This window comes from Arthrobacter rhombi (genome assembly GCF_039526245.1).
GTDB lineage: Bacteria > Actinomycetota > Actinomycetes > Actinomycetales > Micrococcaceae > Arthrobacter_H > Arthrobacter_H rhombi.
In genome coordinates this window covers 1-12,365 of the sequence record NZ_BAAAIV010000024.1, presented here as the reverse complement: position 1 = coordinate 12,365, position 12,365 = coordinate 1, and the positions used below count along the sequence as shown (strand labels likewise).

The 12,365-nt window shown below is 69.1% G+C and carries 10 protein-coding genes and 1 pseudogene; all 11 read right to left on the bottom strand.

Translation table 11 applies throughout. The features are described from left to right. Positions 1 to 649: pseudogene (locus ABD088_RS15675) on the bottom strand (HNH endonuclease); the annotation flags it as partial. 92 nt (positions 650 to 741) lie between these two features. Continuing rightward, positions 742 to 1,566 (bottom strand): sulfite exporter TauE/SafE family protein, encoded by an 825-nt coding sequence (locus ABD088_RS15670; protein ID WP_343902905.1) that lies wholly within the window; start codon positions 1,564 to 1,566, stop codon positions 742 to 744. 11 nt (positions 1,567 to 1,577) lie between these two features. Continuing rightward, positions 1,578 to 3,377 (bottom strand): proline--tRNA ligase, encoded by a 1,800-nt coding sequence (locus ABD088_RS15665; protein ID WP_343902904.1) that lies wholly within the window; start codon positions 3,375 to 3,377, stop codon positions 1,578 to 1,580. Between the two features lie 132 nt (positions 3,378 to 3,509). Then, positions 3,510 to 4,316 (bottom strand): hypothetical protein, encoded by an 807-nt coding sequence (locus ABD088_RS15660; RefSeq protein ID WP_343902903.1) that lies wholly within the window; start codon positions 4,314 to 4,316, stop codon positions 3,510 to 3,512. 100 nt (positions 4,317 to 4,416) lie between these two features. After that, a complete protein-coding gene (locus ABD088_RS15655; protein ID WP_343902902.1) occupies positions 4,417 to 5,328 on the bottom strand; it encodes a GNAT family N-acetyltransferase in 912 nt (303 codons plus the stop codon). Between the two features lie 155 nt (positions 5,329 to 5,483). Then, a complete protein-coding gene (ispG, locus tag ABD088_RS15650; protein ID WP_343902901.1) occupies positions 5,484 to 6,644 on the bottom strand; it encodes a flavodoxin-dependent (E)-4-hydroxy-3-methylbut-2-enyl-diphosphate synthase in 1,161 nt (386 codons plus the stop codon). 82 nt (positions 6,645 to 6,726) lie between these two features. After that, entirely contained in the window at positions 6,727 to 7,017 is a 291-nt protein-coding gene (locus tag ABD088_RS15645; RefSeq protein WP_343902900.1) for a YciI family protein, read from the bottom strand. 40 nt (positions 7,018 to 7,057) lie between these two features. Beyond that, on the bottom strand, positions 7,058 to 8,638 hold the full coding sequence (locus ABD088_RS15640) for a hypothetical protein (protein WP_343902899.1): 1,581 nt from the start codon (positions 8,636 to 8,638) through the stop codon (positions 7,058 to 7,060). Next, the gene (locus ABD088_RS15635) at positions 8,631 to 10,037 is read right to left on the bottom strand and encodes a M50 family metallopeptidase (protein WP_343902898.1); all 1,407 of its coding nucleotides are present in this window, start codon (positions 10,035 to 10,037) and stop codon (positions 8,631 to 8,633) included. The genes ABD088_RS15640 and ABD088_RS15635 overlap by 8 nt, the downstream gene beginning before the upstream one ends. After that, positions 9,995 to 11,224, bottom strand: a complete 1,230-nt coding sequence (dxr, locus tag ABD088_RS15630) for a 1-deoxy-D-xylulose-5-phosphate reductoisomerase (protein ID WP_343902897.1) — start codon at positions 11,222 to 11,224, stop codon at positions 9,995 to 9,997. The genes ABD088_RS15635 and dxr overlap by 43 nt, the downstream gene beginning before the upstream one ends. 48 nt (positions 11,225 to 11,272) lie before the next feature. Next, positions 11,273 to 11,812 (bottom strand): hypothetical protein, encoded by a 540-nt coding sequence (locus ABD088_RS15625; protein WP_343902896.1) that lies wholly within the window; start codon positions 11,810 to 11,812, stop codon positions 11,273 to 11,275. Between the last annotated feature and the right edge of the window lie 553 nt (positions 11,813 to 12,365).

Sequence of the window (12,365 nt, the reverse complement as noted above, 5' to 3'; positions counted from 1 at the left end):
ACACCCGACGATCCGCCACCGCCCGCCGCGCCCGCTCCACCACAGCCCGCGGCGACACCGCATACGCCAGCTTGCGCACCCGCCCGATCAACGCCTGCGTCCCGACCCCGTCCAGAACAGCAGGATCAACCATCAACTGCTCATCAACCACCGCGCGTTCACCACGACTCAGACACGCGGTCTCACGCACCAACATCGAGGCCCGCCACTCCGAGAGCCTCCCGGTGGCCAACGCCCGATGGGTATGGGGCATCTCGTTGACCACTGCCTTCGCCACCCCCAACAACCGGTGGCCCGTGTTCGGGCACTCACACCGGGCCAACGCGATCTGGGCATGGACACCAGCACCGAGCTTGCCCGCAGCCATCCCACCGGCTTCCTGCCGGACACGCACCGTTTCATCGAGGACGACCTCGGCACGGGCCTGGAGACCAGCCAACGCGTTCTTCAACGACTCGGCACGACTGATCACATCCACCAGGACCGTCTCGTCCAACCCGGCCACTTCCGCGGCAGGCATCCACGCCAACACCCCGGACAGCAGATCCAGCACACCCGACCCGTCTCCGGGCGTGCCGGGGGCCTGCGCGGCGGACGTGGACGTCAACGCCGCGGGACCGGGTTCCGGAACCGCCACAGACTCGAACATGTATTCGATTCTACCGGTGGACCCCCCTCAGGGCCCCGGAAAAACAACCCTGTGAGGGGCACGTCCCACCCGCCCCCACACCTCGCCGCGAGCTAGGTGCGGTGCAGGATGTTTTCTTGGAGGACGTCGTATCCCAGACGGATGATCAGGACCCCGACGACGACGAGGAAGACGACCCGGATGAACTTGCTGCCCTTGCTGACGGCCATCCTCGCGCCGAGATAGCCGCCCACCATGTTGGCCAGTCCGAGCAGCAGGCCCAGCCCCCAGAGCAGGTGGCCGGTGGGCAGGAAGAAGGCCAGCGCCCCCAGGTTGGTCGCCATGTTCACGATCTTGGCCTTGGCGCTGGAGGCCAGGAAGTTGTATCCGAGGAAGATGACCATGGCGATGATCAGGAAGGAACCGGTCCCCGGCCCGATCAGGCCGTCGTAGAACCCGATCACGAGCCCGATGACAGCGGCGACGGCGTAGTGCCTGCGCCCGGCATGCCTGAGATTCGTCAGTTCCCCGACGGTGGGCTTCACTGCGGTGAAGATGGCGACGGCCACCAGCGCCGCGACGATGATGGGTTTGAAGACCGACGACGGCAGCAGCGTGGCCACGATGGCTCCGCCGAAACTGCCGATCAAGGCAATGCCGGCCATGGGCAGGGCCGTCTTCAGGTCGGGGTGCGCCCTGCGGTAGTAGGTGACGGCACTCGTCGTCGTACCGAAGACGGAGCCGAGCTTGTTCGTCGCCAGCGCCTGCACCGGGGTGATCCCGGGGACCAGCAACAGGGCCGGCAGCTGGAGCAGTCCCCCGCCGCCGACGACGGCATCGATCCACCCGGCGGCCAGGCCCGCGACGATGACCAGCAGCACGGTCCCGGCCTGGATGTCCTCCAGACCGGAACCGTGCAGCAGCGAGGCCCAGTCCACCGCGTGCCGGACTAGCCGCGCACTGCGCGGATGAGGTGGTCGACCACCTCTGCGACGGGGATGTTTTCGGCAGTTCCGCTGGCGCGGTCCTTGACCTCGATGACCCCCTCGGCCAGACCGCGGCCTACGACGGCGATGGTGGGCACGCCCACCAGTTCGGCGTCACCGAACTTCACGCCGGCGGAGACCTTCGGCCGATCATCGAAGATGACCTCGATGCCCTCGGCGTCCAGGGCGGCGGCAATCCGCTCGGCTTCCTCGAAGAGGTCGGCGCCCTTGCCGGTGACCATGAGGTGCACGTCGGCCGGGGCGACGTTGCGCGGCCACATGAGGCCGCGGTCGTCGTGGTTGGACTCGGCCAGCGCGGCGACCGCGCGGGTGACGCCGATGCCGTAGGAGCCCATGGTGACCGTGACGAGCTTGCCGTTCTGGTCCAGGACCTTCAATTCCAGCGCCTCGGCGTACTTGCGGCCGAGCTGGAAGATGTGGCCCATCTCGATGCCGCGTGCCGTTTCCAGCGGTCCGGATCCGTCCGGGGCGGGATCGCCTTCGCGGACCTCCACGCACTCGATGGTGCCGTCCCAGGTGAAGTCGCGTCCGGCGACCAGACCGAAGACGTGGCGGCCCGCCTCGTTGGCGCCCGTGACCCAGGACGTGCCCGGGACAACCCGCGGGTCGACCAGGTACAGGATCCCGCTGGTCCCCTCGGTGCCGAGCACCGCGTTCCCCAGGCCGTTGCCGGGGCCGATGTAGCCCTTGATGAGGGTCGGGTTCTTCTTCAGGTCGTCTTCGGTGGCGGCTTCGATCTCGACTTCGCCACCGACCTCGAGGTGTTCGGCGATGTTGGCCTCGACGCGCTTGAGGTCCACTGCACGGTCACCGGGCAGCCCGATGGCCACCAGGCGGCGCTCCCCCGTGGGCAGCTTGGCGGCCAACACCACGTTCTTCAGGGTGTCGATGGCCGACCACGCGCCGTCGGCCTTCGGGGCGACACGGTTGGCGACCTCCACGAGCGTGTCGATGGTGGAGGTGTCGGGGGTGTCCTTGACCTCCAGTGCCGGCAGCGTCGAGAAGTCGATGTCCGCCGGCACGATCGTCGTGACGGCCTCGACGTTGGCCGCATAGCCACCTGCCGAGCGCACGAACGTGTCCTCGCCGACGGCGGTCGGGTGCAGGAACTCCTCGGACTTGGAGCCGCCCATGGCCCCGGCCGTCGCCTTGACGGGCAGGATCTCCAGGCCCAACCGGGCGAAGATCTTCAGGTAGGCCTCGCGGTGCTTGGCGTAGGCGGCGTCCAGACCGGCGTCGTCGATGTCGAAGGAGTAGGAGTCCTTCATGATGAATTCGCGCCCGCGCAGCAGGCCGGCGCGGGGCCGTGCCTCGTCGCGGTACTTGTTCTGGATCTGGTAGAGGTACACCGGCAGGTCCTTGTACGAGTTGTACAGGTCCTTCACCAGGAGGGTGAACATCTCTTCGTGGGTCGGTGCCAGCAGGTAGTCGGCGTCCTTGCGGTCCTTCATGCGGAACAGGGCGTCGCCGTATTCGGTCCACCGGCCGGTGGCCTCGTAGGGTTCGCGCGGCAGCAGCGCCGGGAAGTGCACTTCCTGGCCGCCGATGGCGTTCATCTCCTCGCGGACGATGGCCTCGACCTTGGACAGGACCCGCAGGCCCAGCGGCAGCCAGGTGTAGATGCCGGGGGCTGCCCGGCGGATGTATCCGGCCCGCACCAGCAGCTTGTGGCTGGCGACCTCGGCGTCAACCGGGTCTTCGCGCAGGGTGCGCAGGAACATGGTGGAAAGTCGCAGGACCACGCTTGCTGTCCGTTTCCGCGGGCTTCGCCGCTGGTCGTGGGGATGATGTCCGTGACGGGACGGTTCCAATTTACCCGTTGCCCGGCGTTGGGGAGAACCCGGCACCGTGCGGGGGTGCGGGCGACGCCCCGGTTAGCGGCTGCGCAGCGCGGTGAGGGCCTCGTCCAGCGTGGCCGCCACGTCGTCGGGGACGATGTCCGCTTCCCGGTCATCGCGGGTGGTCACGGAGACGACGACCGCCCCGTCGCTGCCCGAGACCGTGTAGCTGGCCACCCCCTGCTGGCCGGCCGCCACGTCCATCCAATAGGCGGCAGTGGTTTGCGCATCGCTCCCGGCCGTCCCACGCTTCAGCGTTGCGGTGCCCTCGGTGCTGCCGAGCTGGAGGGTGAAGGTCCCGCAGCTGCGCAGCAGGGCGGTGGTGCGGGAGACCGCCTGGGCCGCATCCCGCGGCTGTGGGTAGGCGGCCAGGCTGATCGAGGTTTCGCTGTCCACGGCGCCGCCCGGGATCGTCACCGAGGCGATGGCCGCGCTGGGCGGCAGGGTGGCGTCCTGGTTGTCCATGAACGGCGCGCACTTCGCCGGGGTGATGTCCATGTCGTCGAGCAGCTTGCGGCCCGAAACGGCCAGCGAGGAGATCTCCTGGGCGGTGCGCACCCGGGAGCCCGGGTGGTCCGCGGCGATCTCGGTGGCCGCTGCGGCGAGCTCCTGCTCGCTGAAGAACGGCAGCGGACCGGTCAACGGCGGCGCGGTGGGGCTGCCCGTCGACCCGGTCGGGCGACCCGAGGACGACGGCGGCGCCTGGGTGCTCGAGGAAGGCGCGGTGGTCGAGGGGCCGGGGCCGGGCTCGTCGGTAGCGGTGCAGGCTGCCAGGACCAGCGGCACCACCAGCAGCAGTGCAGCGGTCCCCGCGGGGCGGCGGTGCGTCGGTGCGTTGCCCATGCTTCCCCCGTCGTGCCAGTGGATTCCGGCGCCGTCGGGGCCGGTTGGTCTGCCCCCACCCTAGCGAATCGTGCCCTGCAGCGTCCGGATGCCGGGCGGGTCAGAACAGGACGGTGGCGAACTCCCCGACCTGCTCGAAGCCGACCCGGCGGTAGGTGGCCAGGGCCGGGCCGTTGTAGTCGTTGACGTACAGGCTGGTGATCGGGGCCAGCGCCAGGGCGGACCCGGCAACGGCTGCCATGGCCGGTGCGGCCAGGCCCGTGCCGCGGTGTTCGGGGGCCACCCACACGCCCTGGATCTGGGTGGCGTGGCGGGAGACGGTGCCCAGTTCCGCCTTGAAGCGGATGCTGCCGTCCGCTGCGGTGTCGACGAAGGAATGTCCCTGGTGGATCAGCGTCCGCACCCGTGAGCGGTAGAAGGAACCCCCGGCGTCCAACGGCGAGTAGCCCAGTTCCTCCTGGAACATGGCGGCACAGGCGGGCAGGACGGCGTCGTAATCCTGGGCAGTGGACCGGCGGACCCGGGTCGAGGGCAGGATGGCCGGCTGGTGGCCCAACACCATCAGCGGTTGGTGGGCCCGGACGTCGAAGGCCTGCTGCCCGCATTCGGGGCGCAGGGAATCCCAGAGGGGAACGACGGCGTCTGCCGGGCCGAAGATGGAGGAGAAGTTGCGGTGCAGGCTCAGCACGGCGGTGGCGAAGGCGACGGCATCGGCCGGTCCTGCCTGCACCGGGACCAGGTTGGCCCCGACCCACAGGGCGCTGGTCAGCTCGCCGCCGTCGAAACGGCCCAGGACCAGCGATCCGCCGGGGGTGGGGGCCGCGGTGCCGGTGGCCGCGAGTTGGGCGTCCATGAAGATGTTGGCCACCGGGTCGCGGGCGATGAGCCCGTGCAGTGCGGTGGTGTCCTCGGCGGCGAGCACGCGGATGGTGTCGACGATTTCCTCGCCGCCGCGCGGGCGTGCCGTGGCGTTCGGGAACCACGGGATGGCGCGGGAAAGGATCCTGGACATCGTCTCCCCTTCCCGGCACGACGCGGTGGCGTCCTAGGGCAAAGTCTCGCAGAATCCGTGCCGCTGCGAAACCGCATGACGCCGGCCCGGCGGATGCGACGCCGGGCGGGGCGTCACACCCGGGCCGGGCCGGCGGATGCTGCGGTGGGTGCCGCTCAGGAGACCGAGACGGTCGGGGCGGCCGCGGATCCGTCCTCGGGGACCTCCATGGATTCGGCGATGCGCATGGCCTCCTCGATCAGCGTCTCGACGATCTGGTCCTCGGGCACGGTCTTGATGACCTCGCCCTTGACGAAGATCTGGCCCTTGCCGTTGCCGGAGGCGACACCGAGGTCGGCTTCGCGTGCCTCGCCGGGGCCGTTGACGACGCAGCCCATGACGGCGACGCGCAGCGGGACCTCCAGGCCCTCCAGACCGGCGGTGACCTGGTCGGCGAGCGTGTACACGTCGACCTGGGCGCGGCCGCAGGACGGGCAGGACACGATCTCCAGCTTGCGCGGGCGCAGGTTCAGCGACTGCAGGATCTGGTTGCCGACCTTGATCTCCTCGACCGGCGGGGCGGAGAGGGAGACGCGGATGGTGTCGCCGATGCCCTTGGCCAGCAGCGCACCGAAGGCGGTGGCCGACTTGATCGTGCCCTGGAAGGCCGGGCCTGCTTCGGTGACGCCGAGGTGCAGCGGCCAGTCGCCGCGTGCGGCGAGCATCTCGTAGGCGGCGACCATGATCACCGGGTCGTTGTGCTTGACCGAGATCTTGAAGTCGTGGAAGTCGTGTTCCTCGAACAAGGAGGCTTCCCAGACTGCGGATTCGACGAGCGCCTCGGGGGTGGCCTTGCCGTACTTCTTCATCAGGTCGGGGTGCAGCGAACCGGCGTTGACGCCGATGCGCAGGGAGGTGCCGTGGTCCTTGGCGGCCTGGGCGATCTCCTTGACCTGGTCATCGAACTTGCGGATGTTCCCGGGGTTCACCCGGACCGCTGCACAGCCTGCCTCGATGGCGGCGAAGACGTACTTCGGCTGGAAGTGGATGTCCGCGATGACGGGGATCTGCGACTTCTTCGCGATGATCGGCAGCGCCTCGGCGTCGTCGGCCGAGGGGCAGGCCACCCGGACGATGTCACAGCCGGAGGCGGTGAGCTCGGCGATCTGCTGCAGGGTGGCGTTGATGTCGGTGGTCGGCGTGGTGGTCATCGACTGCACGCTGATCGGGGATTCGGAACCGACGCCGACCGATCCGACCTTGATTTGGCGGGTTTTCCGCCGCGGGGCCAACACCGGTGGTGGGGCGGCGGGCATTCCCAGGCTGACCGAGGTCAAATTTTCCTCCGAGGATTCAGGTGGTGGTTCATCAGCCCCCATTATCCCCCTGATCCGGGAAATACGGGTGGCCGGGACGGGCTCAGGCGTGGTGAGAGAGCTCACCGGTGACGGGGCTCCAGGCGGTCAGGCGGACCGCGGAGACCAGTCCGTTGGCGTTGAACGGGTCCTCGCCGAGCTTCTCGGCCAGCGCCTGCTCGGAGGTCGCCTTGATGAGCAGCAGGGCGCCGGAGCCGTCGACATAGGGGCCGGAGGCCACCAGCGAGAAGTCACCGTCCAGTCCGGCCAGGAAGGCGCGGTGGCCCGGACGGTGTTCGTCGCGGGCGGACTCGGAATCGGCTGCGTATACGTATTCCACGGCAATGATCGTCATGGCCCCAGTGTACGTTCCGTCACGGCCACGGTGGGACGGCCTACTGGTAGGAGACGAACCACGGTTTCGGCGAGATGTCGAACGTCTGCTCCGGGGTGAAGGTCGGGGAATCCTCGTCGATGAAGTTCTTCCACGCCATGCGGATGCCGTCCGGCAGGTCCCGGCGCAGCGCCTTCCAGGTGGCCATTTTCTGGTGTGGGGTGCCGTTGCCGTCGGCGTGCAGGACCAGTGCGAGTTCTGGATGCGTGGTGTCCAGGACGGCCCGGTCGCGGATCATCCCGCGTTGGAACTGGTGCAGGATCACCACCTTTTGCGGCAGCCGGTGCTTGCGGGTCAGCTCCGCCAGCCAGTCGTTGGTCCGGTTGATCTCCGCGGCGTCGACCGAGCCGATCTGGGCCATGTGCTTCTGCCCGGGCTTCAGCCGCCACTCGGGGTCGTAGGCGAGGCCGACATTCGGGTACTCCAGCAGTTTTTCGTAGTGCCTGGCCTGGGTCAGGAAGTCGTTGCGGCCCGGTTGCAGGTCCAGCACCACATAGACGCCCGCTGTCCGCGCTGCCTTCACCCACGTTTCGATGCGCTCGAGGGGAACGTAGGTCGAGTAGGTGCCGTCCTTGCCGGCCGTCGCCGCGGCCACGGTGGCGATGATCTCGAACGCCGGCTGGACCTTTTCCTGGCTGTACGGCTGGTACGCGGCGGCCTGCTGCTTCGCCCGCCGGATGGCGGCGTCGACGCCCTGCTCCCCCAGCAGGCCCAGCGACGCCGTGCCGGGTGTCCCGTACAGGGCGACCATGCGCCGGTCGGGGAACACGATCTGCCCGCCGCCGGGCAGCTCGGGGCCCGTGGCCGCGGTGGCCGCCAGGGCCTGGAGTTCGGGGGCCGGCCCGAAGCCGGGGCCGACGGCGTAGAGCGCCGTGTCGGCGTGGTCGCGGAAGAAACCGCGGTTCGCGTCGGCGCGGGGATCGGCGGAGGCCATCGTGTGGGTGGCGGCGCCGGCGGCACGGGCGGTGGCCAGGGCTGCGCGTGTCCCGGTGTCCGCCTGGCCCTTGAGCGAGACCGCGGCACGCGGCTTCGCCGTTGCCGCCGCGGTGACGTCCGGGAGGTGGGCCTGCGGATCGGTGCCGTCGATGACGTGCACGTCGCTGCCCAAGGATGCAGCAGCACCCTGGTCCCCCGTCGACGTCCCGCCGTAGCGGATGACCGTGGAGGCGCCGAGCCGGGTGAGTTCTGCCTCGAGGGCGGTGGCCTGCTGCGACGAACCGGGGGCCAGCAGCAGGGGAACGCCGAGGTCCTGGGCTCGTTCCGCGGCGGCGTGCGCGTCGCCGCCATCCGCGTCGCTGTCGCCGTCATCGAGTACGACGGCGGCGGGAGAGTGATCGAAAAAGGCACGGCTGGCAGCGATGGCCAGCTCTCCGCCGGCGCCCCGCAGCGAGTGGGCACCGGGTTCGGCAGAGGTGAGGCGCACCTGCTGGGGATCGGAGGAGGAGGAGCCCGGCGCCGCCGTCGTGCCCCCGGAGGCCGGTGGAGTGGATCCCGCTCCGGTGCAGCCGGCCAGAAGCAGGGCGATCGCGAGGCCCGCGGCCGCCGTCGCGGTCACCGGGCGCAGGGCGGGGGCGTCAACCAAAGATATTCACCGGTTTGACGATGTCGGCGTAGATCAGCAGTGCCCCCATGCCCAGCATCAGCACGGCCACCACATAGGTCAGCGGCATGAGCTTGGCGATGTCCACGGGGCCCGGATCGCGCCGTTTGAAGATCTTCGCGACCGTGCGCCGCAGCCCTTCCCACAACGCGCCGATGACGTGTCCGCCGTCGAGCGGCAGCAGCGGGATGAGGTTGAAGACGAACAGGGCGATGTTCAGGCTGCCGACCAGGCCAATCAGGGTGGCGACGCGGTCCTTGAGCGGGATCTCGTCCATGGCGCTGACCTCCCCGGCGATGCGGCCGACGCCGACCACGGACATGGGCCCGTTCGGGTCGCGCGGGGCGCTGGAGAAGGCCGCCTTGCCGACGGCGACCAGGCGGGCGGGCAGGTCGATGACGATCCCCGCCACAGCGCGCACGTTCTCGCCGACGGCGCCGGGGACCTCGGTGAGCGGGACGGTCATCTGCTTGTTCTCGGCGCCCATGCCGACGAAGCCGACGTTGACCAGTTCGGTGTTGCCTTCCGCGTCCGTCTTGGCGCGGCCGTTGATGTCCAGCGCCGGGCGCTGGGTGAGGATCGGGGTGATGCTGGTGCTGTGTTCGGTGCCGTCGCGCAGATACGTCATCGTCGAGGACGTTCCGGCAGCGGCACGGATCAGCGTGGTCAGCTCATCCCACTGGTATTCGCGCACGTCGCGGCCGTTGAAGGAGGTGATCCGGTCCCCCGGTCGCAGTCCCGCCGCATAGGCCGGGGCCTTCGGGTCACCGCGCCGGCAGTTGGTGGCCGCGTCGTCGCCGCCGCGGGCCTTCTGGTCCGCCTGGCTGACCACGCACTGGTACACCTCGGTGACGTTGGTGGTGGACTGGACGGTTCCGAATCCGGAGAGCAGCACGGCGAAGAGCACGAACGCGATGACCAGGTTCATGAACGGTCCGCCGAGCATGATGATGACTCGCTTATACACGGGCAGCTTGTAGAACATGCGGTGCTCGTCGCCCGGCTGCAGCTGCTCGGCGGCGGCCTGGCGCGCTTCGTCGGCCATCTGGGTGAACATGCCGGTGCTGGAGGCCTTGACCTTGCCGTCCACGTCGGTGGCTGCCGAGGGCGGGTACATCCCGATCATCGAGATGTAGCCGCCGAGCGGGATGGCCTTGAGCCCGTATTCGGTTTCGCCGCGCTTGCGGGAGAACAGGGTCTTGCCGAAGCCGATCATGTACTGCGGCACGCGCACGCCGAACGCCTTGGCCGGGACCAGGTGGCCGACCTCGTGCAGGGCGATGGACACGGCGACGCCGATCGCGAGGATCAGCACGCCGGCGATGAAGAGGAGAACTGTCACAACTGACCCCAACGATCCTGGGCTGCTTTTCGTGCCCATGTTTCTGCGGCCAGCACCGCGTCCACGGTGAGCCCGCCCCCGGAGGTGGCGCCGGCGTCGTACGCGTCCACCACCGCCTCGACGGTGTCGACGATTTCGGGGAAGCGGATGGCGCCGGCGTGGAAGGCGTGCACCGCCTCCTCGTTCGCGGCGTTGTAGACGGCCATGTGGGTGGAGGAGGCGCGGGCTGCCGCCTTGGCCAAGCGGATCGCCGGGAAGGCCTCCTCATCCAGCGGCTCGAACGTCCACTCGGAGGCGCGGGTGAAGTCGCAGCCGGCCGCGGCGCCAGGCACGCGGGCGGGCCAGCCCATGCCCAGGGCGATCGGCAGGCGCATGTCCGGCGGGGAGGCCTGGGCGATGGTGGAACCGTCGATGAACTCGACCATGGAATGCACTATCGACTGCGGGTGGACCACCGCCTCGACCCGGTCCAGCGGCACGTCGAAGAGCAGGTGCGCCTCGATGACCTCCAGCGCCTTGTTGACCATGGACGCCGAGTTGGTGGTGACGACCTGGCCCATGTCCCAGGTCGGGTGGGCCAGCGCCTGCGCGGGGGTGACGTCCATCAGCTGCGCGCGCGTCATCCCGCGGAACGGGCCGCCGGAGGCGGTGACGATGAGCCGGGCGACCTCATCGGGCGTGCCGGCGCGCAGGGCCTGGGCAATCGCCGAATGCTCGGAGTCCACCGGCACCAGCTGGCCGGGGGCAGCGGCGTCCTTGACCAGGGCGCCACCGACGATGAGTGATTCCTTGTTGGCCAATGCCAGCAGGTGGCCGGCCTTCAGCGCCGCGAGGGTGGGGGCCAGGCCGATGGACCCGGTGATGCCATTGAGCACGACGTCGGCACCCGGGTAGGCGGCGACGCGGGCTGCCGCGGTGGGGCCGGTGAGCAGCTCGGGGCGGTACCCGCTGTGTCCTGCCAGTTCGGCGTGGTCGTGGATGCGCCGGCGCAGTTCGTCCACGTCTCCCTCGGCGAGCGCGACGACTTCGGCGCGGGTGTGGACTGCCTGGCGGGCGAGGAGTTCGAGGTTGGAGCCGCCGGCGAGCGCGACGATGGTGAAGCGCCCGGGGGCCGCATCGGCGACGTCGATGGCCTGCGTGCCGATGGAACCGGTCGACCCGAGCAGGACAATGCGCCGGGGATCGTGCGGGGGAAGTGTGCTGTGCTGCGGCTCGCGGAACTCCATGCCTCCAGTATCGCGCACCGGCGGACCCGCGGCGCACCTGCGGCCGTGCTAGTGGATACCGCCGGGCGGGCCGTCATCGTCCCCGAGGTCCGACCAGTCTGCATCCAACGGCCCGGCTCCCCCGGTGTCGTCGGGACGTTCGAAGGGGTGCTGGATCATCCAGACGATGTCGCGCGTGATGACAGGGCGGACCGGAAAGGTGTCGACATGGAAGATCGTCGGATCCGCCAGGGAGAGACTGCTGCCCTCGGCGCCGTCCTCCCCCGCCAAGGACTGCACCTCCGGGTCGGCCGCCGCGTAGTGCACGGCGAGGGGCGAGCCCAATTCGCCGGCAAGCTGTCCGGCGATGAGGATCCCCTCCGCCCGGTGGCGCTGGGCCATCTGGTCGTTCGAGGCCCCGTCGATGTCATGGGCGTAGAACGCCTGCTCCCAGGCGCGCATCCTCGCCTCCAGCTCCGGGGGAAGTTGGAGCTCGGCATAATCGAGGGGTTCCCACGTCCAGACCGGGCTCTCACCGTAGTCGGCGAAGAGACGGACATAGGGCACACCCTCAAGCGTGCTGTAGGTGGAGTCCAGTTCCTCGTCCATGGGGCCAGTCTGGCAGACATGTCGTCTCGCCGACGTCTGGCTTGGCGCCGCAGTCACTGACTGTAGACGTTGCCGCGAGGGACGCGTGCGAAGACCGGGACGCCTCTAGGAAGGCTTTGGCGCTGGGAGCCCGTGGTTCTTCGCCCAGGAGCTCGATGGCCCCCGGAGGCGATCGCGATCCTGGGCGTCTATGCGGTTCAACGCCCGAACCGCGGCAGGCCAATGCCGGGGAATGAGCGGCACCTGAATTCCTGCATCTCGCACCCACGGCGCTCGCAGTCCGGAAGCATAAAACCGCGAAGATCACGAACCCTGAGGGCAAAGAGAGAGTATCCCGTTTGGGGAACGTTGACCGGGCAGTCTCACGGGCTATCTTCTCGGGAAGATGCGCTGCCATTGTCGAATGCCGTTTCTCCGAGCTAGACGGATCTTGGTGGCACTGCTCCAGCAAGTTCGAATATGGCTTTGCTGTAGTCGTCGGAAAAGTCGGGTCAAGCCCATTTGCGTGGTGTAAGTCGGTTGCCACGTGATTCTTGATGTTGGTTAGGCGCTC

Coding starts and splice junctions, on each gene's coding strand:
- dxr (WP_343902897.1), bottom strand. CDS start 11,224: ATGGAGTTCCGCGAGCCGCAGCACAGCACACTTCCCCCGCACGATCCC.
- ABD088_RS15645 (WP_343902900.1), bottom strand. CDS start 7,017: ATGACGATCATTGCCGTGGAATACGTATACGCAGCCGATTCCGAGTCC.
- ABD088_RS15625 (WP_343902896.1), bottom strand. CDS start 11,812: ATGGACGAGGAACTGGACTCCACCTACAGCACGCTTGAGGGTGTGCCC.
- ABD088_RS15635 (WP_343902898.1), bottom strand. CDS start 10,037: ATGGGCACGAAAAGCAGCCCAGGATCGTTGGGGTCAGTTGTGACAGTT.
- ABD088_RS15655 (WP_343902902.1), bottom strand. CDS start 5,328: ATGTCCAGGATCCTTTCCCGCGCCATCCCGTGGTTCCCGAACGCCACG.
- ABD088_RS15660 (WP_343902903.1), bottom strand. CDS start 4,316: ATGGGCAACGCACCGACGCACCGCCGCCCCGCGGGGACCGCTGCACTG.